Origin of the sequence: Methylorubrum populi (assembly GCF_002355515.1) — a bacterium.
GTDB classification, from domain to species: domain Bacteria; phylum Pseudomonadota; class Alphaproteobacteria; order Rhizobiales; family Beijerinckiaceae; genus Methylobacterium; species Methylobacterium populi_A.
In genome coordinates this window covers 2,857,909-2,877,684 of record NZ_AP014809.1, presented here as the reverse complement: position 1 = coordinate 2,877,684, position 19,776 = coordinate 2,857,909, and the positions used below count along the sequence as shown (strand labels likewise).

General features: G+C 69.6%; 22 protein-coding genes. 8 read left to right on the top strand and 14 right to left on the bottom strand.

Annotation, left to right across the window (positions count from 1 at the left end; translation table 11 throughout):
• Positions 1-45: 45 nt before the first annotated feature.
• The 3 genes from MPPM_RS13180 to gloB all read right to left on the bottom strand — a co-directional run bounded on the left by MPPM_RS13180 (position 46) and on the right by gloB (position 2,112).
• Positions 46-1,017 carry a site-specific tyrosine recombinase XerD gene (locus MPPM_RS13180; protein WP_096485461.1) on the bottom strand — a complete coding sequence of 324 codons (972 nt, stop codon included), beginning with the start codon at positions 1,015-1,017 and terminating at the stop codon, positions 46-48.
• Positions 1,014-1,166, bottom strand: a complete 153-nt coding sequence (locus MPPM_RS13175) for a hypothetical protein (RefSeq protein WP_017485783.1) — start codon at positions 1,164-1,166, stop codon at positions 1,014-1,016. The genes MPPM_RS13180 and MPPM_RS13175 overlap by 4 nt, the downstream gene beginning before the upstream one ends.
• 166 nt (positions 1,167-1,332) lie before the next feature.
• Positions 1,333-2,112, bottom strand: a complete 780-nt coding sequence (gloB, locus tag MPPM_RS13170; protein ID WP_096485460.1) for a hydroxyacylglutathione hydrolase — start codon at positions 2,110-2,112, stop codon at positions 1,333-1,335.
• 335 nt (positions 2,113-2,447) lie between these two features.
• Between gloB and MPPM_RS13165 the strand changes: the two genes are divergently transcribed.
• From MPPM_RS13165 to MPPM_RS13150, 4 genes are all read left to right on the top strand, one after another.
• Positions 2,448-3,182, top strand: coding sequence for a class I SAM-dependent methyltransferase (locus tag MPPM_RS13165; RefSeq protein ID WP_096485459.1), 735 nt, complete (start codon positions 2,448-2,450; stop codon positions 3,180-3,182).
• A gap of 39 nt (positions 3,183-3,221) precedes the next feature.
• Positions 3,222-3,911, top strand: coding sequence for a MarC family protein (locus MPPM_RS13160; RefSeq protein WP_096485458.1), 690 nt, complete (start codon positions 3,222-3,224; stop codon positions 3,909-3,911).
• A gap of 82 nt (positions 3,912-3,993) precedes the next feature.
• Positions 3,994-4,797, top strand: coding sequence for a 4-hydroxy-tetrahydrodipicolinate reductase (gene dapB, locus MPPM_RS13155; protein ID WP_096485457.1), 804 nt, complete (start codon positions 3,994-3,996; stop codon positions 4,795-4,797).
• Positions 4,798-4,940: 143 nt separating this feature from the next.
• Positions 4,941-5,579 (top strand): 2,3-bisphosphoglycerate-dependent phosphoglycerate mutase, encoded by a 639-nt coding sequence (locus tag MPPM_RS13150; protein WP_017485778.1) that lies wholly within the window; start codon positions 4,941-4,943, stop codon positions 5,577-5,579.
• Positions 5,580-5,588: 9 nt separating this feature from the next.
• Here the strand turns inward: MPPM_RS13150 and bchI are convergent, their stop codons facing one another.
• From bchI to MPPM_RS13100, 10 genes are all read right to left on the bottom strand, one after another.
• On the bottom strand, positions 5,589-6,626 hold the full coding sequence (gene bchI / locus MPPM_RS13145) for a magnesium chelatase ATPase subunit I (protein WP_096485456.1): 1,038 nt from the start codon (positions 6,624-6,626) through the stop codon (positions 5,589-5,591).
• Positions 6,627-6,844: 218 nt separating this feature from the next.
• Entirely contained in the window at positions 6,845-7,174 is a 330-nt protein-coding gene (locus tag MPPM_RS13140; RefSeq protein WP_096485455.1) for a hypothetical protein, read from the bottom strand.
• Positions 7,175-7,176: 2 nt separating this feature from the next.
• Positions 7,177-7,644, bottom strand: coding sequence for a PTS IIA-like nitrogen regulatory protein PtsN (gene ptsN / locus MPPM_RS13135; protein WP_096485454.1), 468 nt, complete (start codon positions 7,642-7,644; stop codon positions 7,177-7,179).
• 198 nt (positions 7,645-7,842) lie between these two features.
• Positions 7,843-8,445, bottom strand: a complete 603-nt coding sequence (gene hpf / locus MPPM_RS13130) for a ribosome hibernation-promoting factor, HPF/YfiA family (protein WP_096485453.1) — start codon at positions 8,443-8,445, stop codon at positions 7,843-7,845.
• A gap of 113 nt (positions 8,446-8,558) precedes the next feature.
• Entirely contained in the window at positions 8,559-10,094 is a 1,536-nt protein-coding gene (rpoN, locus tag MPPM_RS13125) for an RNA polymerase factor sigma-54 (RefSeq protein ID WP_096487841.1), read from the bottom strand.
• A 378-nt stretch (positions 10,095-10,472) separates the two neighbouring features.
• Positions 10,473-11,342, bottom strand: a complete 870-nt coding sequence (lptB, locus tag MPPM_RS13120) for an LPS export ABC transporter ATP-binding protein (protein ID WP_096485452.1) — start codon at positions 11,340-11,342, stop codon at positions 10,473-10,475.
• A 17-nt stretch (positions 11,343-11,359) separates the two neighbouring features.
• On the bottom strand, positions 11,360-12,124 hold the full coding sequence (locus MPPM_RS13115) for an LptA/OstA family protein (protein ID WP_096485451.1): 765 nt from the start codon (positions 12,122-12,124) through the stop codon (positions 11,360-11,362).
• A complete protein-coding gene (locus MPPM_RS13110; RefSeq protein WP_096485450.1) occupies positions 12,121-12,879 on the bottom strand; it encodes a lipopolysaccharide-assembly, LptC-related protein in 759 nt (252 codons plus the stop codon). The genes MPPM_RS13115 and MPPM_RS13110 overlap by 4 nt, the downstream gene beginning before the upstream one ends.
• 269 nt (positions 12,880-13,148) lie before the next feature.
• Positions 13,149-13,778: a ribonuclease D gene (locus MPPM_RS13105; RefSeq protein ID WP_096485449.1), complete on the bottom strand. Its 630-nt coding sequence runs from the start codon at positions 13,776-13,778 to the stop codon at positions 13,149-13,151.
• Positions 13,779-13,873: 95 nt separating this feature from the next.
• Positions 13,874-14,239 (bottom strand): ComEA family DNA-binding protein, encoded by a 366-nt coding sequence (locus MPPM_RS13100; RefSeq protein WP_096485448.1) that lies wholly within the window; start codon positions 14,237-14,239, stop codon positions 13,874-13,876.
• A gap of 303 nt (positions 14,240-14,542) precedes the next feature.
• Here MPPM_RS13100 and MPPM_RS13095 point away from each other — a divergent pair, with 303 nt between their 5' ends.
• From MPPM_RS13095 to MPPM_RS13085, 3 genes are all read left to right on the top strand, one after another.
• A complete protein-coding gene (locus MPPM_RS13095; RefSeq protein WP_096485447.1) occupies positions 14,543-14,875 on the top strand; it encodes a CsbD family protein in 333 nt (110 codons plus the stop codon).
• Between the two features lie 46 nt (positions 14,876-14,921).
• A complete protein-coding gene (locus MPPM_RS13090) occupies positions 14,922-15,833 on the top strand; it encodes a PhnA-like protein (protein WP_096485446.1) in 912 nt (303 codons plus the stop codon).
• A gap of 162 nt (positions 15,834-15,995) precedes the next feature.
• Entirely contained in the window at positions 15,996-16,415 is a 420-nt protein-coding gene (locus MPPM_RS13085) for a BA14K family protein (RefSeq protein ID WP_096485445.1), read from the top strand.
• Between the two features lie 57 nt (positions 16,416-16,472).
• Here MPPM_RS13085 and MPPM_RS13080 read toward each other — a convergent pair whose 3' ends face one another.
• A complete protein-coding gene (locus tag MPPM_RS13080) occupies positions 16,473-18,071 on the bottom strand; it encodes a sensor domain-containing diguanylate cyclase (RefSeq protein ID WP_096485444.1) in 1,599 nt (532 codons plus the stop codon).
• 362 nt (positions 18,072-18,433) lie between these two features.
• On the opposite strand from MPPM_RS13080, the gene MPPM_RS13075 reads away from it, so the two are divergent.
• Entirely contained in the window at positions 18,434-19,762 is a 1,329-nt protein-coding gene (locus MPPM_RS13075; RefSeq protein WP_096485443.1) for an MFS transporter, read from the top strand.
• Positions 19,763-19,776 lie beyond the last annotated feature (14 nt).

Here is a 19,776-nt window from a genome sequence, read left to right as displayed (position 1 = left end):
CATTCCATAAATTAGGCAATGTTAGATAATTCGATGCAGTTCTTCTCAGGAAACAGTTCCGACCTCGATGTAATCGCCTGAATCGTTCAGCGGATGGAGGTCGCGCACCATGCCCTTCAACCTCTCGTCGAGGACATGGGTATAGATCTGGGTCGTCGAGATGTCGGCATGCCCCAGCAATTCTTGGACGACGCGCAGATCGGCGCCGTTCTGGAGCAGGTGGCTGGCGAAGGCGTGGCGCAGAACGTGCGGGCTCACCCGGTCCGTGCGCAGGCCCGCCGCGGCAGCGGCGTGCTTGAGGTCGCGGGCGAAGGCCTGACGGGTCAGATGGCCGCTCTCGCTCTCCGCCGGGAACAGCCAGGGACCGTCCGCGGGCAGCAGCGCGACGTGGGCGCGCATCGCATCCCGCGCGAGGTCGGTCAGCGGCACGAGACGCTCGCGTCCGCCCTTGCCCTTGACCACGAGGTAGCGCTCGCGGGTCGCGGCGGCCGAGCGCGGCAGCGCCACCAGCTCTGAGACGCGCAGGCCCGTGGCGTAGAGCAGTTCGAGCAGGCAGAGCATCCGGGAGGCGGCGCGGGCCTCCGACCGGTTGTCGCCGGCCGCATCGACCCGCTCGCGCGCCGTCGCGAGCAGACGGTCGACTTCCTCCACCGAAAGGATCTTCGGCAGGCCCTTGGCGCGGCGCGGCGCGGCGACCGGCGCGGTCGGGTCCGTCTCGGCATAGCCTTCGGCGTAGAGGAAGCGATGGAAGCCGCGGATGCAGGAGAGGCGCCTGGCGGCGGAGGATGCCTTCAGCCCGCGGGGCTCCAGGGAGGCGATGTAGGCGCGGACGTGGTCGGCGCTCGCCTCCTCGGGGTCGATCCCGCCCTCCGCGAGATATCCGAGATAATCGTCGAGATCGCGGCGGTAGGCCGCCAGGGTGTTGGCGGCCGCGCCCCGTTCGGCGGCGAGCATGTCGAGAAAGAGTTGACCCGGATCCTCCGCCCCGTCCGAGGGCGCGGAACCGTCCGCGCTCATCGGCCGCCCGGCTGGAGCTTCGCGGGCGGAATCGTCACGCTCATCTCGCGCGGCGTCGGCTGGACGAAGGTCGCCAGGGCGAACATGCCGGCGAAGACGAGGCCCGCGAGGATCGCGATCGTGGCGAGGAAACGGAACAGGGTGGGCAAGGGAACCGGCCTTTCGCCGAGGATACGCGGACGAGCGGGTCGTGTTGCGATGCGCAAACCGTGGGCTTCGATCACACGGCCCCGAGGCAAAGGCAAGGTCTCGCCGAACACAGGCGACGCGGTCAATGGACTCGCCGCGAGACCGCTGCCCTCCCCTGCCCGGTCGTCAGAACCGGTTCTTCCAGGCGCGCAGGGCGGTGAAAACCGCGGACGGATCGGAGCCCGGCTCAAGCCCGGCCGATCGGGCAAGGACCGGCTCACCCACGCGCAGGAACGGGTTGGTGGCCTTTTCCTCGCCGATGGTCGAGGGGATCAGGAAGCCGCCCGTCTCGGAGAGCCGCCCGGCCTCGGCCACGCGCTCCTTCAGGTCGGCGTTGTCCGGATCGGCGGCGAGCGCGAAGCGACCGTTTGAGGGCACGTAATCGTGGCCGCTATAGACTTTCGTCGCGTCGGGCAGGTCGAGAAAGCGGGCGAGCGAGCGCCAGAGCGTCGCCGGCTCGGCCTCCATCACCCGGCCGCAACCGAGGGTGAACAGGGTGTCGCCCGCGAACACCACGCCGGCATCCGCGAAATGATAGGTGACGTGATCGGCGCAGTGGCCCGGTGTTTCCCACACCGCCGCCGAGAGACCGCCGACCGTCACCGTGTCGCCTTCCCGGACGTAACGGGCCGCATCCGGCACCGCCGAGCGCGCCTTCTCCGGCGCGGTCACCCGGGCGCCGGTGCGCTCGACCACCTCCGGGATCCCCTCGATGTGGTCGCCGTGGCGGTGGGTGACGAGGATGTCGGTGAGTTGCCAGCCCTCCGCGTCGAGGACAGCGAGCACGGGCGCCGCCTCCGGCACGTCGATGGCGGCGCAGGCGCCGCTCGCGGGATCGCGGATCAGCACGCCGATATTGTCGCTCCGGCAGAGGAAGGTGCGGATTTCGGGGGCCGCTCTCGTCATCGAAGACCCTTTCGCCAGAACTGACATCACTCGGCCGGCTTTCTCGCTCGGACCGGTGGCACAAGCCAAGGACAAGCCCAGGTTAAGCCAGGGACAAGCCGAGCGCGGGACGCGCCGGCTTCGGAACCGTTGCAGGATCGTCACGGTTCCAAAGCCGGAGCACTGCCACGCTTGCGCGCGTCGCGCTGGCGGACTTCGCCGACTTGCCGGACCGACTTGCCGAACCAGCTTGTCACCCCCGCTTGCCGGACGGGCCCGCGATCCCCATTGATGCCGCATCAGCCTTGCGACATCCGTCTCGTGGAGGACAACCGGCCGTGCCGGCACCCCATCCGATGCGCCTCGACGTCACGGACCTGCGCGCCTTCTACGCCTCGCCGCTCGGCGTCGTCACCCACCGCGTGGTCGGCCGAGCCATTCACGGCTTCCTCGGCTCGGTCTCGGGCCTGCGCGTGCTCGGGCTCGGCTACGTCACGCCCTATCTCGGCCCGGTCCACGTCATCGCCGAGCGCACGCTCGCCTTCATGCCGGCGACGCAAGGCGTGGTGAACTGGCCCTCCAGCGGCCGTTCGGTGACGGCGCTCGCCGACCTCACCATGCTGCCCCTTCCCGAGGCGGCGGTCGATCGCGTCATCCTCGTCCACGCGCTCGAAGCCGTCGAGAGCCCGAGCGAATTGCTGGCCGACGTCTGGCGCGTGCTGACACCGGGCGGGCGCCTGATCCTCGTCGTCCCCAACCGCACCGGCGTCTGGGCGCGGCGCGACGCGACGCCCTTTGGCCACGGCCAGCCCTACAGCCGCTCGCAGCTCTCGCGGCTGATGCGCGACACGTTGTTCTCGCCGGAAGGCTGGGCGGAGACCCTCTACATGCCGCCGATCCGTAGCCGCTTCTGGCTGCGCACCGCCGCGGCCTGGGAGCGGTTCGGTACCGGCCTCGCCATGCCTTTCGCCGGCCTCCATGTGGTCGATGCGACCAAGCAGCTCTACCGGCCGGTCGCGGTGCGGCAGGTCCGCCGCCTGGAGAGCCGCGTGCCGGCGCGGGTGCTGGTGCCGGCCGGACAGCCGGGCTAAAGCCCGCTCCCCTCCCGCGATCTGCCGAGCCGGGCCCGCATGCTGGCATCCATCGGATTCGAGACCGTGCTCACGAGCTTCCTGCTCGCGCTGTCCGGCCTGTTCTCCATCGTCAATCCGGTCGGCTCGGCGCTGATGTTCGCGCAGATCACCGCGGACCGCTCGCAGGCGGAGCGGGCGGAACTGTCGCGCCGCATCGGCTTCTACGCCGCCCTGGTGATGCTCGCTGCCCTCTGGGCCGGCGCCCCGATCCTCAACTTCTTCGGCGTGTCGCTGGCAGCGCTTCGCATTGCCGGCGGCCTGTTCGTGGCAGCCTTTGCGTGGACCCTGCTCAACGCGCCCGAGACGCGGGAGGCCCGCAAACATGCCGAGGCCGAGCCGGAGGCCGGCGAGAACCTCGCAGAAGTCGCCTTCTTCCCGCTCACCCTCCCCTTCACCACGGGACCCGGCACCATCGCGGTCGCCATCGCGCTCGGCGCCAACCGTCCCTCGGAGCCGGGCGACCTCGCCGGCTTCTTCATCGGCGCCTCGCTGGCGGCCATGGCCATTGCCGGTATGATCCGCGTCGCTTACGGATCGGCGGACCGGGTCGTGACCCTGATCGGGCCGGTGCGGGCGCGGGTGCTCGGACGGCTCTCGGCATTCCTGCTGCTGTGTGTCGGCACGCAGATCACCGTCAACGGTGTATCGGATGTCCTTGGACCGCTGATCGCATCGCAACGGGTCTAGGCGGACGGTTCAACGGCGGCCTTTCGGGCGACAAATGGCCCGGCGAGAGCCGGGCATCCATCGGAGCGGGAAGTCGACCATCATGAAGCTCGTCGTTGTCGGCGCCGAGGGGCGCATGGGTCGGATGCTGATCCGGGCGGTCGCCGAGGCCAAGGGCTGCACGCTGCACGGCGCGGTCGAGCGCCCGGGATCGCCCGCCCTGGGACAGGATGCCGGACGCCTGGCCGGCATCGGCGATCTCGGCGTGACGGTCAGCGACGATCCGCTCTCCCTGTTCGTAGCGGCCGACGGTGTCCTGGACTTCACCGCCCCCGCCGCGACCGTCGCCTTCACCGAACTCGCGGCGCAGGCCCGCATCGTCCATGTCGTCGGCACCACGGGGCTCTCGCCGGACGACCTGAAGCGGCTGGAGGCGGCCAGCTACCATGCCCGCATCGTGCGCTCGGGCAACATGTCGCTCGGCGTCAACCTCCTCGCCGGCCTCGTGCGCAAGGTCGCCGCGACGTTGGGCGAGGAATTCGACATCGAGGTGCTGGAGATGCACCACCGCATGAAGGTCGATGCGCCCTCGGGAACGGCCCTGCTGCTCGGCGAGGCGGCGGCGGAGGGCCGCGGCGTGCGTCTCACCGAGACCCGCGTCTCGACCCGCGACGGCCATACCGGCGCGCGGCGGCCCGGCGATATCGGCTTCGCGACTCTGCGCGGCGGCTCGGTGGTCGGCGACCACAGCGTAATCTTCGCCGGTCCCTCCGAGCGGATCACCCTCTCCCACCACGCCGAGGACCGGGCGATCTTCGCCCGCGGCGCCGTGCGGGCCGCACAATGGGCGTTCGACAAGCCGCCGGGCCTCTACGGCATGGACGACGTGCTGGGGCTGAGGGATTAGACCTTCGTCGGAATAACGATTCCGGCGGAACGTCAGGCTTGGGCTTGGGAGGTGTCGCCGCCTCTGGTAGAGGCCCGGCCCATGCTGGCGAGGTCCCGTGACGTGGCGGCCTCGCCTTGACCTTCTCCGGAGAGACCCGTCCCATGGAGCGCCTGCTCGTCCTCGCTCGGCACGGCCAGAGCGAGTGGAACCTGAAGAAGCTGTTCACCGGCTGGCGCGACCCGGAGTTGACGGAGCTCGGCGTTGCCGAGGCACGCCGGGCCGGACGCTGGCTCAAGGCCCAGGGCACGCAGTTCGACGTAGCCTTCACCTCGAACCTGCGGCGCGCCCAGAACACCTGCGCGCTGATCCTCGAGGAGATGGGTCAGGGCGGTCTGGAGACGATCCGCAACGAGGCGCTGAACGAGCGCGATTACGGCGATCTCTCCGGCCTCAACAAGGACGACGCGCGCGAGCGCTGGGGCGATGCCCAGGTCCACGAGTGGCGCCGCTCCTACGACGTGCCGCCGCCCGGCGGCGAGAGCCTCAAGGACACCGCCGCGCGGGTGCTGCCCTACTACATCCAGACGATCCTGCCGCGCGTGATGTCGGGCGAGCGGGTGCTGGTCGCGGCCCACGGCAACTCGCTGCGGGCGCTGGTGATGGTGCTGGACGGCATGACCACCAAGACCATCGCCAGCCTGGAGATCGCCACGGGCATCCCGCTGGTCTACCGGCTCAAGGCCGATACGACGGTCGAGTCGAAGCTGATCCTCGACAAGGATATCGACCAGGACGACTGACGGCGCGGGTCACCCTGCGCCCAGCACCTCCTCCACGGCCCGCGCCACGCGCGCCGTGGAGCCCGATTCGTCGAGGGGGTTGCGGCGCAGGCGGTGGCGGAGCGCGCTCGGCGCCACCTGCCGCAGATGCGCGGCCGTGACCGTCCCCGCCCCGTCGAGGGCGGCGAGTGCCCGGGCGGTGCGCATCAGCGTGAGTTCGCCGCGCAGGCCGTCGGTGCCGAGCGCGAGGCAGAGCCGGGCTGCGCTCTCCAGCACCGCGTCGGGCACGCTCACGCCGCCGAGCCGCTCGCGGGCGGACAGGATCGTCTTCTGCAGTGCCTTCTCCGCCTTGGCTTGGGCGGCACAGAACGCCTCGCTGTCGCGCTCGTAGGCGTCGCGCCGCCGCACCACCTCGATGCGCGTGGCGATCTCGGTGGGCGTCGTCACCTCGCAGGCGAGGCCGAAGCGATCGAGAAGCTGCGGGCGCAGTTCCCCCTCCTCCGGGTTGCCGCTGCCGACGAGGACGAAGCGGGCCGGGTGGCGCAGCGACAGGCCCTCGCGCTCCACCGTGTTGACGCCGGAGGCAGCGACATCGAGCAGGAGGTCCACGAGATGGTCCTCGAGCAGGTTCGCCTCGTCGATATAGAGGAAGCCGCGGTTCGCCCGCGCCAAGAGGCCCGGCTCGAACGCCTTCTCGCCCCGCGTGAGCGCCCGCTCCAAATCGAGGGCGCCGACCACCCGGTCCTCGGTGGCGCCGAGGGGCAGATCGACCACCGGCACCGGGATCAGGTGGGTCTTGATCCTATTCCCGCTCTTGCCCTCGCCCCTCTGCCCGGCACAGTGCGGGCAGGCCTCGGCCGGGCTGTCGGGCGCGCAGGAATAAGGGCAGCCTGCCACCGCCGGGATCTTCGGCAGCAGCGCCGCCAGCGCCCGCACGGCGGTGGACTTGCCGGTGCCCCGGTCCCCGAAGATCAGGACGCCGCCGATCGAGGGATCGACGGCCGCGATCAGCAGCGCCCGCTTCATCTCCTCCTGGGCAACGATGGCGGTGAAGGGAAAGGGGGGCACGCGCGATCAGCTTCCGGACCGGTGGGGCCCGGGATGAGGCTCACGGGCGGTTGCAGCGATCATGCACGAATTGCACGGCGCGAACAGCCGCGCTCGGCTCCGCCGGGCGGCTCGGACGACGTTCGATCGCCCGCGTCGCGAAGCAAATCGCGCGTCGCCCGGGCGACGTGCGGGCCTGCCGTTCGGGTGGTGATCGCGCCGGGCGTCGGCGCCGCGCTTCACAGGCCGCGGCAGCGGCTGCGCACGAGGCCCGCGAACTCCTTTTCCGAGCCCTGAACCTGAGACAGGCGCTCGGTCCGCTCGGGACCGGACAGGCAGCGGCCGTAGACGCCAGCGATCCGCCGCATGGTCTCGACGTGACGGCGCCAGACGCGGCAGAGGCTCGCCTCGTCTTCGCCCCCGCCTTCGAGCTGCTCGATCGCCTGTCTCTGCATCGAACCGGCCACCAGCACGTCGCGGGCACAGGCCGCATCGCTCTGAGCGTGCAGGGTGCCGGGAGCCAGAAGCGCCGCCAGAACCAGGGCGGTACGCGCAGAGACTACGAGCATGATCAGGCGGCCTGCGTCGTCGGGCCGTTGGCCAGCAGAGCGTAGAGGGCGGTGGCGTCGCGGGCGCTGCGGATCCGTTCCAGCATGCCGGGCTCGCGCAGAAGCCGGGCCACCTGGGCTAGGGCCTTGAGGTGGTCGGCACCCGCCGTCTCGGGGGCGAGCAGCAGGAAGGCGACATCGACCGGCTGGCCGTCGAGGGCATCGAAGTCCACAGGCTTTTCCAGCCGGGCGACGAGGCCGAACAGGCGGTCGAGCTGCGCCAGCTTACCGTGAGGGATGGCCACGCCGTCGCCGATACCGGTGGAGCCGAGGCGCTCGCGCTGAAGCAGGGTCTCGAAGATGTCGCGGTCGGACAGGCCCGGCAGGCGGCGGGCGGCGTGAATGGCCAGCTCCTGGAGCACGTGCTTCTTGTCCCGCACGCGCAAGGCAGAGACGACCGAGTCCGGGTTCAGGAATTCGAGCATCGGCATGAAAACTTAACGCCTCGTCGGCGGGATCCATCCGGCGGTCCCGCGTTCCCATGCACGCCCCCGGGACGGGTGGCCCCGGCACCGAGCCGCTCGCGTCAAGGATCCGGGCGGTCCCTCGTCCGGCGGCGGGAGTGCAGCCGGAACTTCGTGAGGGACGCTCGCTTCCCCGCCCGCGGTGATCCGAAACGGGGCCGTGCCTCAACCCCGATCGGCGGGAGGATCGACCCACCCGATCGCGCCGTCGCTGCGCCGATATACGACGTTGATGCGCCCGGTGCCAGCGTGAACGAAAACGACCACCGGAGCCCCGGTCATGTCGAGGGCAGTGACGGCCTCGCTGACCGACTGGCGCTTCAAGGTGCGGGTGCTCTCGGCCACGACCGGAGGATGGTCGCCCTCCTCCGCCTCGAACGACTCGTCGTCGGTCTCCTCGTCGGGCGCGGCGAAGACGGCGTAGGCCGCCTCGATCTCCGCTCCGTTGGGGCTCGGCGCACTGTGCGTCTTGAGCTTGTGCTTGTAGCGGCGCAGGCGCTTCTCGAGCTTGTCGGCGGTCTGCTCGAAACTCGCATGCACGTCGTGCGCGGCGCCCGAGGCTTCGAGTGTCAGGCCGGTGACGAGATGCAGCACGCAATCGGTGCGGTAGGCGGTGCCGTCGCGCCGCAGCGTCACATGCCCGGTGCAGGTGCCGCTCATATGCGGATCGAGGTACTTCGAAAGCGTCGCCGCCATGCGGTCTTCGACCCGGCCCCGCAGAGCCGTACCGAGATCGAGGCCATGCCCCGTCACCCGCAAACCTGCCATCGACGTCTCCGCTTTTCCTCCCGAGGGCTTCGAGAGTTAGAAAGGGGGACGGGTCAAGTCAACGCGAAGGCGAGCCGGCACAAGGCTTTCGGGTAGCCTCTCCGCACCCGGTGTCAGCGGGCGGCGGAGGCCATTTTCGCCCGGCGGCGGTCGATCGACGAGGGAATGCGCAACGACTCGCGGTACTTCGCGACGGTGCGGCGGGCGATGTCGACGCCCTCGTCGCGCAGGCGCTGCACCAGCGCGTCGTCGGACAGAACATCCGAGGCTTCCGCATCGACGAGCTGCTTGATGCGGTGGCGGACGGCTTCCGAGGAATGGGCGGCCGCCCCGGCGGCGCCAGGGATTGCGGCGGTGAAGAAGTACTTCATCTCCAGGGTGCCGCGGCTCGTGCCGATCGACTTGTTGGAGGTCACCCGCGAGACGGTCGATTCGTGCATGCCGATCGCTTCGGCGACGGTCTTGAGGTTGAGCGGGCGCAGGTGGGCGACGCCGTGGAGGAAGAAGGCATCCTGCTGGCGCACGATCTCGGTGGCGACCTTCAGAATCGTGCGCGCCCGCTGCTCCAGGCTGCGGGTGAGCCAGTTGGCGGTCTGCAGGCACTCCGACAGAAACGCCTTGTCGCCATCCGCCACCGCCCCCTTGGAGACGCGGGCATAGTAGCTCTGGTTGACCAGCACCCGCGGCAGCGCCTCCGAGTTCAGCTCCACCAGCCAGGATCCGTCCGGCGCCGGGCGGACGAACACGTCGGGGACCAGCACCTCGACGGCGTGCGAGCCGAAGGCGCGGCCCGGCTTCGGGTCGAGCCGGCGGATCTCGGCCAGCATCTCGACGAGATCCTCGTCGTCCACGCCGCAGAGGCGGCGCAGGGCCGGAAAGTCGCGCTTGGCCACGAGGTCGAGGCGCGAGACCAGGGCCTGCATCGCCGGATCGAACCGGTCCTGCTCGCGGAGCTGGATCGCGAGGCATTCGGCGAGGTCGCGGGCGGCCACGCCCGGCGGGTCGAAGGTCTGGACGAGCCTCAGGATGCGGGCGACGTCGTCGAGCGAGGCGCCGAGCCGTTCGGCCACGCCGTCGATGTCCTCGCGCAGGTAACCGGCATCGTCCACCGCATCGATGAGGAAGCTGCCGATCAGCCGGTCGGACGGGTTCCGGGTCGCGAGGTCGAGCTGGGCGGCGAGGTGCTCGCGCAGGCTCGTCTCGGCGGTGAGCGACGCCTCGAAATCGGGAAGCTCCCCGTCGAAACTGCCGCCGGTATTGCCGTAGGGCGCGGGCGTCAGCGAGAGCATGTCGCCGGTCCCGCTCTCGCGCGGGGCGGGATTCTCGTCGGCGAAGACGTTGTCGAGGCGCGTGTCGAGGTCGCCCTCGATCTCGCTGCGGCTCGGCGTCATGTCGGAGGCGAGCCACGCCTCGGGCTCCGGCCCGTCGCCGCCCTCGTACTCGCCGTCGCCAGTTGCCTCCGGCGCCTCGCGCTCGGAGGCTGGCTCGCCCTCGGTGCGTTCCAGCAGCGGATTGCGCTCCAGCTCGGCATCGACATAGGCGGCGAGATCGAGCTGCGAGAGCTGGAGAAGCTTGATCGCCTGCAGCAGTTGCGGCGTCATCACCAGGGACTGGCCCTGGCGCATTTCAAGCCGTTGCAGCAGACTCATCGCGACGTCCAACTCTCAGAAATTGTTGACAAATCGCAGCCCAGGCGTGAGCCGCACCACATTCGGCACGTTCTTTGCTTCTCCTTTGTTTAGGTCTAGCCCCATCCGAACCGCTCGTCAAAGTCTGATTGGCATCCGCACCCTGAATTCCACTTGGGTGGGCAGCAGCGCCACAGACCTGCACCGATCAAGCCCCGCGAAACCTCTACACGCACTGCGTGAGACGTTGCGGATGGATTGCATTTCAAGGCTCAAGAAAACCTTGCGCACGACCTGGGCATCGGCGCGCGTAGTTCAGGGGCCGTTACCGCTATCGCCTCATTTTCAAGACGGCGATCGACGGCACCCCGGCGGCCTCTGCCGCGCGGGCCGGCCAGATCAGAGCCGGAAATCCTCGCCGAGATAGAGCCGGCGGGCATCCTCATTGGCCACGATCTGCTCGGGCGTGCCCTCGGTGAGGATACGGCCGGAATGGGCGATGTAGGCGCGGTCGATCAGGCCCAGCGTCTCGCGGACATTGTGGTCGGTGATGAGCACGCCGATGCCGCGCTGCTTCAGGTGCTTCACCAAGTCCTGGATGTCGCCCACCGCAATCGGGTCGATGCCGGCGAAGGGCTCGTCGAGCAGCATGAAGGTCGGCGAGGAGGCGAGCGCCCGGGCGATCTCGCAGCGGCGACGCTCGCCGCCCGACAGGGCGATGGAGGGCGACTTGCGAAGCCGCGCGATATCGAACTCCTCGAGCAGCGAGTCGAGCTTGCGCTCGCGCGCCCTGCGGTCGGGCTCGGCCACTTCCAGCACGGCGCGGATGTTGTCCTCGACCGACAGCCCGCGGAAGATCGAGGCTTCCTGCGGCAGGTAACCGATGCCGAGCCGGGCGCGCTGATACATCGGCAGATGGGTGATCTCCATGCCGTCGAGGCTGATGAAGCCGCGATCGGCCGGCACGAGACCGGTGATCATGTAGAAGATCGTGGTCTTGCCCGCGCCGTTCGGCCCGAGCAGCCCTACCGCCTCGCCGTTGTGGACGGTGAGCCCCGCCTCATGGACGACGGTGCGCGCGCCGTAGCTCTTGCGAAGGCCCCGGACGTGCAGCACGCCCGGACCGCCCCCCTCAGCGAGCGCGGGGTCGGGCGCGGCCTGCGGCGTGGAGCCACCGCGCCCGAACAGGCGACCGAGCCACGAGCCCTTGCGGCCGCTTCTCGCCGGCCTCGGTTCGACGACCGCCCGCAGCGGCACGCCCGCAGGCATCCCGGCTCCCGTCACGGTCAGTTCGCCTGCGCCCGCGTCTTCACGGCCGGCTTCTCGGCGGCCTTGGAACCCGGCTTTCCGGCCACGGCCGGCTGGGTGCAGCCCTTCGGCTGGCCGCCGGCCTGCCCGCCCTTGGCGTCGCCCCCCTCGCCGGGCACGAACATCGCGGAGACGCGACCGCCCGCCACCGGGTCCATGTTCGCCCGGCCCGTCGCCATGTCGTAGACGAGCCGAGAGCCGCGGGTGACGTTCTGGCACTGGCTGAGCACGACATTGCCGGTCAGCACGATGCGCTTGGCCTCTTGATCGAACACCGCGTTATCGCCGGTGGCGACCTGATCCTTCTGCGCGACGGTGACGGGGCCGGCGCACTCGACCTTGCGGATGCCGCTGCCGCCCATCGCCGCCTTGGCCTTCGCGTCCTCGGCCGCCTGCGTCTCGGCCTTCGGATCACCCTTCGCGGCGTCCTTGCCCGGATCCTTGTCCTTGTCGCGCTTGTAGTGGACCGTCATGGCCGAGCAGCGAATCGTGCTCTCGCCCTGCACCGCCACGACATTGCCGGCGAAGATCGCCTTGTTCTCCTTGTCGAACACGTCGAGCCGATCGGCATCGATCTTGATCGGCCCCTTGCCGCCGCCGACGGTACCGAGCGGCGCGGCCTTTTCCTTCGCCGTATCCTTGGCGGCCTCCTTGGCCGGTGCGGCGGCAACGGACTGGGCCGAGAGAGGGGCCAGCAGGAGAGCGAGGCCGGCGGCGAGCGCCGGACCGAGACACCGCTTCATCGCGTGGGTTCCGCCGCGGAGGTGTGGATGCGCTCGACGTCCGCCCGCGCGGCGACCTTGGCACCGCTCTCCTTCTCGCCATCCTCGCCGTGGAACACGGCGTGGACGCGGCCGACGAAGGAGATGACCCGGCCGTTCTCGACGACATCGAGGGTGTCGGCGACGATAGATCCCGACGGCACCGTCACGGTGACGGCCTTGGAGGAGCGCAAGCTCCCGGTCTTGAAATCGACGGTGGCAACGGAGAGGCGGACCTCTTCGCCCTTATCGGTCCACAGGCGGATGTCGTTCTCGAGATTGAGCGACTCGCGGGTGGAGTCGAACACGCCGCCCTGGGCCTGGAGGTAGGCGCGCCCGCCCTTGTCGTCGGTGGCGACGTGGCCCTTCATGGCCTGCAACTCGATGATGCTGGGCTTGCGCACGTCCTGCTGCGCGGCGTCGGCAACCACTTCGTAGCCGCGCTCGCCCTTGCGGAAGCCGGACAGGCGCGGGTTCTCCATCGTGACCTTGGTGCCCGAGACGCTGATCGGACCGATGGAGACGTTGGGGATGCTGCCGGAGAGCGGGCTCCACAGCACGATCCCCGCGAGGCCCAGCACGGCGAGTCCGGCGGCGACGGGGATCACCCGGCGCAACGTGCGCACCTGCGCACTGTGCCGGCGCGCCCGCCCGTGCGCCCGCCTGCGACGCGCGTTCTCGTTCGCGGCGAGCGCGAGGAGATCCGTCTCCGTCTGAATGGTGTCGGCCGCCTGCATCGCGTTCCTGAAGGGTCGGCGCGCTCGCGGTCGCGCCCTGCCGGCCGGATGCCCCGGTGCGGTGGCGAAGTTATGGCCTCGTCTTCGACAAATGATCAACGTCGCCCGCGTGTGCCCCCGCACCGAAAGCAGCGCGAAACGCCGCGCCTCGGCACTCTTCCGCGCGGGCGTTGCTGGCCGGCATCGCTGCCGGAGCCGATCTCACCTCGCCTGTCCGGCGGCATTGCCCGTTTTTGCGGATCCGGCGGGCGTCGAAGTGCGGGCGCGACTCAGGCGTGAGCGAAGATGTCGACCTCGGGCCACCCGGCCAGGTCGAGCTGGGCCCGGGTCGGCAGGAAGTCGAAGCAGGCCCGCGCCATCTCTGCGCGCCCCTCGCGGGCGAGCATCGCGTCGAGCCGCTCTCGGGCAGCGTGCAGGTAGAGCACGTCGGAGGCCGCATAATCGATCTGGGCCTGGCTCAACGCGTCCGCGCCCCAATCGGACGATTGCTGCTGCTTCGAGAGATCGACGCCCACGAGCTCGCGCACAACGTCCTTGAGGCCGTGCCGATCGGTGTAGGTCCGCGCGAGCTTCGACGCGACCTTGGTGCAATAGACCGGTGCCGGCATCACGCCGAAGGCCTTGAACAGCACGGCGAGATCGAACCGGGCGAAGTGGAAGATCTTGATCACCTGCGGGTCAGCGAGGATGGCCGCCAGCCGCTCGGGCGCCGGATCGCCGGGCCGGATCTGCACCACGTCGGCGCTGCCGTCGCCGCGAGAGACCTGCACGACGCAGAGCCGGTCACGGTGCGGGTTGAGCCCCAGGGTCTCGGTATCGATGGCGATCGCCGTGCCGGGCACGAAATCGGGCGGCAGGTCGCCGTGATGCAGGAGGATCCGAGAATGGGCGGCGGGCATCGTTGATCGAGCGTGTTCAAAGATCGGGTCCGGCGGCGCGTAGCATCGCGCGCGCCGTCCCGATAGCCCACCTCCGCAGCCGGGGACGTGAAACGCTATTTCTGTTTGGCGATGATCTGATCCTTGATGCCGGCATAGACCGATTCCGGCAGGATCTTTTTGCGAACCAGCTCGTCCTTGCCCCGGTACGGGCGGCCCTTGACGATGGCCGCGGAGCGCGCCTCGCCGATCCCCTTGAGCTGGCTCAGCTCCTGGGCGCTGGCGGAGTTGATGTCGATCAGCTCAGCCTTCGCATCCGTTTTCGCATCGGCCTTCGGCGCAGCCGCCGGCGGGGTGGCCGGCGCGGCCGCGGGCGGCTTCGCGGTGGTGGGCGGCGTGGCCGGGCTCGGCGCCTGCGCGAGTGCGGGGGCGGCGGCGAGGCCGATCAGGATCGTGAAGGTGCGCAGAAGGTTGGAACGCATGTCGATCTCCCGACATCTCGGGCGGCGGGGCGCCGCGCCGGTTCACGAGATCTAGGGCGGGCTGGTTGAACCGTCCTTGAACGCAATCACGCCGCAACGGGCACCGCGCGCGGCGTCACCCGTTGAAACTGTGCCGAGCCCTGTCGCGATTGTGACTGTGGATCCGTTCGGCGGCGCCGGAACCAGCGGGTTTGCAACCCGTTCGTGCACCGCTGCCGTGTCGAGCGCACGGCCGGCGGGAGAAGGCGCTGCGTCCGTGACGGGCGGAGCGACACCATTATCTTGGAGCGAGGGTTCGCGACCATGGTCGATACCAATAGGATCACAGGGGCCGCCCGGGAATTGGGCGGCAAGGTTCAGGGCGCCTTCGGCGATCTGACCGGCTCCCGAGACGATTCCGTCGAAGGCCGGGTGCGCGAAGCCGCCGGCCGGGCCGAGAGCCTCTACGGACAGGCCAAGGACACTGCGCGGCACGTTGCCGACGAGGCCTACGACGCGGCCGAGGACATCTATGATCGCGGCCGCCGCACGCTGCAGGAGGGTCACGAACGGTCGGCCGAGTGGCCGCACGCCTCCCTGCTCGTCGCCGGATTGATCGGCTTCGGCCTCGGTCTCCTCGTCCGCGGACGCAACTAAGGCCCGGCTCTCTTCCGAGAACCGCCGCAGACTTCGGAGTCTCAGCGTGACCTATCCTTCCGGTTTCCAACCCTCGTCCGTGGACGGCACGCGGAGCGTCGCACATGAAACGGTCGCCCTGAACCAAGTCTCCTGGGGGGCCGTCTTCGCCGGCGCCGCGACGGCTCTGGTGGCGCAAGTCGTCGTCAACCTCGCAGGCGTGGCCGCAGGCCTCGCCTCGGTCGGGCTCGACACGGCCGAGAATCCGACCGCGTCGACGTTCTCCCTCGGCGCCGGTGCCTGGTTCGTCGGCTCGGGCATCGTCGCGTCGCTCATCGGCGGTCTGGTCGCCGGCCGCCTCGCGGGCAAGCCCCTTCGCGGAATTGCCGGACTGCACGGCCTCGTGTCCTGGGTCGTCACCACGCTCGTCGTTCTCTACCTGCTAACGTCCGCCGCGAGCGGCGTCGTCGGGACCGCCGTCGGCACGGTGGGCTCGGCCCTGGGCGGAGCGGGCAATCTCGTCGGCGGATCCGTCCAGACCGCGGCGCAGGCCGCTGCTCCGTCGCTGACCAAGATCCCGAACCCGCTCGACCGGATCGAGCAGCGGGTGAAGGATCAGGCGGCGGGCCAGGATCCGCAGGCTGCGCGGGACGCGGCCGTCTCGGCGATGCGCGCCCTGCTCTCGGGTGATGCCGCCGACAAGCAGCAGGCCGAGAGCCGCGCCGCCGACGCGCTCGCCAAGGCTCAGAACATCCCGGTCGATCAGGCGCGTCAGCAGGTTCAGGACTATCAGAAGCAGTACGAACAGGCGGTGGCCAGCGCCAAGAAGCAGGCGGAAGAGGCGGCCAAGACGGCGAAGTCGGTCGCGACCCAGGGCGCGCTCTACGCCTCGATCGCTCTGGTCCTCGGTGCCATCGCCGCCTTCCTCGGCGGGCTCCTGGCCGCGCCGAAGCCGGCGCCCCTGACCTTCCGCGATTGATGCGAGAGGCCGTAACCGGGGATCCGGTCCTCACGGCCACCGGGCCGGAGGGCCGGATGCGATGATGCCGCCCGCACGTTTGCAGAGAGAAAGTGAGCGCTGGCGGAACCAGCGCTCTCGTTCACGGCCTCTCTCATGGATGATCACGGAGTTGCTTAACTGATGAAGTCGACCTTCGCGCTCACTGCCTTTGCCGCCTTGCTCGCCGGTGCGCCCGCATCGGCCGCTCCGGCGCCGCAGGGTCCGGTGGAGGCCCTGGTCCGGAGCGATCTCCCGACCGGCTACGCCCAATACCGCCGCTTCGGCCACCGCCATTACGGTCATCGCCGCTACGGCTACGGCCGGGGTTATCGGCGGGGTCCGGGTGTCGGGGCGGCCGTCGGCGCGGGCGTCGCGGGTCTCGCGGCGGGGGCGATCCTCGGCGGCGCTCTCGCCAACTCCCAGGCACAGGCCGCCCCGGTCGTGGTTCAGGGCGGCCCGGATCCCGAGGCCGTGGCGGCCTGCGCCCGCCGCTTCCGCTCCTACGATGCTCGGAGCGGTACCTATCTCGGCAATGACGGCGCCCGTCACCCCTGTCCGTAGGCGAAGCGCCGTGCCCGGCTCACCCGCGCGCCGACGAAATCGGCGCGCGGGGCGCTCTCAGATGGCGGCGAGCCGGGGACTCTGCCGGTCGGGCGGCGGGACACTCGCCCCGTCGGACGCAGAACGGGTCTGATTGCGCCCTCCGCTCTTGGCCTCGTAGAGTGCGGCATCCGCCCGACGAAAGAGGTCCGCCGCACCGCCCGCCGAACTCACGGCGAGGCCGATGCTCACGGTCACGGAGCCCGGCCCGATCCCGGCGGACGGCAGCATGAGCGTTCGCGTGGTGTCGTGGATGGCGGCCGCGACCCGCCCCGCCCCTTCACGATCGGTCCCGGGCATCAGCACGGCGAATTCTTCCCCGCCGATGCGGGCAGCGAGATCGCCCGGCCGGCGCACGCTCCGCATCAGCGTATCCGCCAAACCTCTGAGCACGGCGTCCCCGACGGCGTGGCCGAAGCGGTCGTTGAAGGTCTTGAAGTGATCGGCATCGATCACGAGCAACGCCAGCGGCCGGCCAGTGCGCGCTGACGCGCGGGACTCTCGCTCGAACGCCTCTTCGAACTGCCGCCGGTTCGCCAATCCGGTCAGGGAATCGGTCCGCGCGAGCTTGGCCAATTCCGCCTGCATCGTCGCGCTCCGGCGCAGCTCCCGTCCGAACAGGAGCGAGAGCAGCACGGTCAAACCGCACAGGACGAGGACGGCCAGACCGAGCACCGCGGCCTTAGCCTGCCACTCCGCCTCGATCTCATGGGTTCCGAGCGCGACGTTGAGGATGAGCGGCCGATCCCCGACTTGCGTGTAGGCATAGTACCGCTCGACGCCGTCGCGAACGGACAGGCCCCTGAAGCTGCCGCTATGTTCGGCGAGAAAGCGCTGGAAGGTCGGCGCCCCGGCAATGTTGGCGCCGATATCGGCCTCCACGGCGGGATAGCGCATCAGGCGCGTGCCATCGCGCAGGTAGAGGTTGATGCCGCCTTCCCGCCCCAGCCCGATCCGGTCGAACAGGGTGCTGAAGTAGGACAGCTTGAGGCTCGCCAGGACCACGCCGCCGAAGGAGCCATCCGGCCGGTCGATCCGGCGGCTCAGCACGAGCACCGTTTCGCCGAGCAGGCGCGACTTCAGCGGCGGGCTGATGTGGAGGCCGAGATCGGCGTTCGCCTTATGAAGCTGGAAATAGCCCCGGTCGGCGTTGTTGACGCGCCGGGCGGGCACCGCATTGGAATCGAGGATGCTGTCACCGTTCTCATCGAGAACGAGCATCACGCCCATGTCGCGGGCGGTCGTGGCGCGGTCGAAGAGGACCAACTGGCGCAGGGCCGGACTGATCTCGGCGACGCCGGGTGCCTTGATGTTGTCGACGACGGCCTGCAACGACAGGTCGATGATCTCGATGTTGCGGGCGATGTCGCGCTCGATCACCTGGAGCAGGTTCTTCGAGGTCTGCTCGGCCTTCTCCCAGGCGTCGCGCCGCAGATCGAGCAGCATGATGGCCGAGAGCACCAGCATGCCGACAGGCGCGAGGACACCGAGCGCGATCCAGTTCCGGGCCGAGCGGAGGTGACGGGCCAAAGGAAGTCGCAGCCGGCGCCGCGATCGGGATTCCGGCGGCACGCCCCCATCCTTCGCCCGGTTCTTCTCGTCATCGGAGGGGGGCATCGGCGTCGTTTCTTGTGTGTCGGCCTACCTCTCTCGGTGCGGCGCGCTAACCAAACCTTTCGCAGCCACCGCGAGGATGAGCCCGGATCCCTCCATGGCTAAAGCGTCGTTACCTCTGATCGGAAGGCAATAGCTTACGCCGCAAGGCTCGCCGCGCTGCACAAAGATGTGATCAAGGCGTCGGGATTAGAAATCGTCGCACCTGGAACGAACGGGCCAAGCAAGACTTAGCGCCGGAATCGCGTCGCCCCTCGCCCTCTTCGGAGGCGAACCGGGCAATCGAAACGCGAATGACCGGGTTGCTGTCCTCATGAGGCTGCGATCTGGACCCGAGACGTCGCGCTTGCCCGTGGGGACTGCCGATGCCTGTCGAAACACATTCGTCGCCCGCCTCCCCCGATTCCACCGTGCGCGAGCCCTCCCGGCGCGCCCTGCTCGGTCTCGATCTGCTCAACCTCACCCTCGCCGACGTGCGCGACGGGCTCGGCCCCTACCTCGCCATCTACCTGCTCGCAGTGCGCGGGCCGGAGCAGGGCTGGAACGAGGCCACGATCGGCCTGGTGATGACGATTGCGGGCATTGCCGGGCTGCTGGCCCAGACGCCTGCGGGCGCGCTGATCGACCGCACCAATGCCAAGCGCAGCGTCGTGATCGCCGCAGCCGTCGTCGTGACCCTGAGCTGCCTCGTCCTACCCTGGATCTCGAACTTCACGCTGGTGGCCGGCACGCAGGCGCTCGCCAGCATGGCGGGCTCCGTCTTCGCGCCTGCGCTGACCGGCATCACGCTCGGCCTCGTCGGACCCAAGCTGTTCTCGAAGCGCATCGGCCGCAACGAAGGGTTCAATCACGCCGGAAACGCGATCTCGGCGATGCTCGCGGGCGGTCTGGCCTACCTGTTCGGACCCGTGGTGGTGTTCTGGCTGATGGGACTTCTCGCCGCCGCCTCCATCGCCGCGATGCTGATGGTGCCGGGCGAGGAGATCGACGACGATCTCGCCCGCGGTCTCGATTGCGCCGAGGACCAGAATTGCGAGCAGCCGTCGGGACTCAGCCTGCTGCTGCGCAACCGACACCTGATGCTGTTCGCGCTTCTCTGCGCCGCCTTCCATCTCGCCAATGCGGCGATGCTGCCCTCGGTCGGGCAGTTGCTCACCAAGGTCGTGGGCAAGGACAACGCGACGTCGCTGATCGCAATCTGCATCGTCGCGGCGCAATGCGTGATGGTGCCCATGGCGGTGCTGGTGGGTGCCAAGGCCGACAGCTTCGGACGCAAGCCGATCTTCCTGGTCGCCTTCGGCGTCCTGGCCCTGCGGGGTGTGCTCTACACGTTCTCAGACAACCCCTTCTACCTCGTGGCGGTGCAGTGCCTCGACGGCGTCGGCGCCGGCATCTACGGCGCGCTGTTCCCGATCGTGGTCGCCGATCTCACCCGCGGCACCGGCCGTTTCAACGTCGCCCAGGGTGCGGCGGCGACGGCGCAGGGTCTCGGCGCGGCGCTGAGCGCGACGTTGGCCGGCGTGGTGATCGTGGGGGCGGGCTACTCGGCGGCCTTCCTCGTGCTGGCGGCGATCGCGGCGGTCGGCTTCGCGCTCTACCTGCTGTTCATGCCCGAAACGCTCGGCTACCAGCCCCGCCCGACCGATGCCCCGCCGCGGACTCCGGCAACGCCGCTCGCGGCACCGGCGGAGTAGCGCCTGCCGCCGAG

Bases quoted from the DNA above. Each gene is read 5' to 3' on its own strand.
- MPPM_RS13160 (WP_096485458.1), top strand. From the start codon at position 3,222: ATGCTGGCATCCATCGGATTCGAGACCGTGCTCACGAGCTTCCTGCTC.
- MPPM_RS13085 (WP_096485445.1), top strand. From the start codon at position 15,996: ATGAAGTCGACCTTCGCGCTCACTGCCTTTGCCGCCTTGCTCGCCGGT.
- MPPM_RS13180 (WP_096485461.1), bottom strand. From the start codon at position 1,017: ATGAGCGCGGACGGTTCCGCGCCCTCGGACGGGGCGGAGGATCCGGGT.
- MPPM_RS13115 (WP_096485451.1), bottom strand. From the start codon at position 12,124: ATGAAGCGGTGTCTCGGTCCGGCGCTCGCCGCCGGCCTCGCTCTCCTG.
- rpoN (WP_096487841.1), bottom strand. From the start codon at position 10,094: ATGAGTCTGCTGCAACGGCTTGAAATGCGCCAGGGCCAGTCCCTGGTG.
- ptsN (WP_096485454.1), bottom strand. From the start codon at position 7,644: ATGCCGATGCTCGAATTCCTGAACCCGGACTCGGTCGTCTCTGCCTTG.
- MPPM_RS13080 (WP_096485444.1), bottom strand. From the start codon at position 18,071: ATGCCCCCCTCCGATGACGAGAAGAACCGGGCGAAGGATGGGGGCGTG.
- gloB (WP_096485460.1), bottom strand. From the start codon at position 2,112: ATGACGAGAGCGGCCCCCGAAATCCGCACCTTCCTCTGCCGGAGCGAC.
- hpf (WP_096485453.1), bottom strand. From the start codon at position 8,445: ATGGCAGGTTTGCGGGTGACGGGGCATGGCCTCGATCTCGGTACGGCT.
- MPPM_RS13075 (WP_096485443.1), top strand. From the start codon at position 18,434: ATGCCTGTCGAAACACATTCGTCGCCCGCCTCCCCCGATTCCACCGTG.
- MPPM_RS13140 (WP_096485455.1), bottom strand. From the start codon at position 7,174: ATGCTCGTAGTCTCTGCGCGTACCGCCCTGGTTCTGGCGGCGCTTCTG.
- MPPM_RS13110 (WP_096485450.1), bottom strand. From the start codon at position 12,879: ATGCAGGCGGCCGACACCATTCAGACGGAGACGGATCTCCTCGCGCTC.
- MPPM_RS13165 (WP_096485459.1), top strand. From the start codon at position 2,448: ATGCGCCTCGACGTCACGGACCTGCGCGCCTTCTACGCCTCGCCGCTC.
- MPPM_RS13095 (WP_096485447.1), top strand. From the start codon at position 14,543: ATGGTCGATACCAATAGGATCACAGGGGCCGCCCGGGAATTGGGCGGC.
- MPPM_RS13105 (WP_096485449.1), bottom strand. From the start codon at position 13,778: ATGCCCGCCGCCCATTCTCGGATCCTCCTGCATCACGGCGACCTGCCG.
- MPPM_RS13100 (WP_096485448.1), bottom strand. From the start codon at position 14,239: ATGCGTTCCAACCTTCTGCGCACCTTCACGATCCTGATCGGCCTCGCC.
- MPPM_RS13150 (WP_017485778.1), top strand. From the start codon at position 4,941: ATGGAGCGCCTGCTCGTCCTCGCTCGGCACGGCCAGAGCGAGTGGAAC.
- dapB (WP_096485457.1), top strand. From the start codon at position 3,994: ATGAAGCTCGTCGTTGTCGGCGCCGAGGGGCGCATGGGTCGGATGCTG.
- lptB (WP_096485452.1), bottom strand. From the start codon at position 11,342: ATGCCTGCGGGCGTGCCGCTGCGGGCGGTCGTCGAACCGAGGCCGGCG.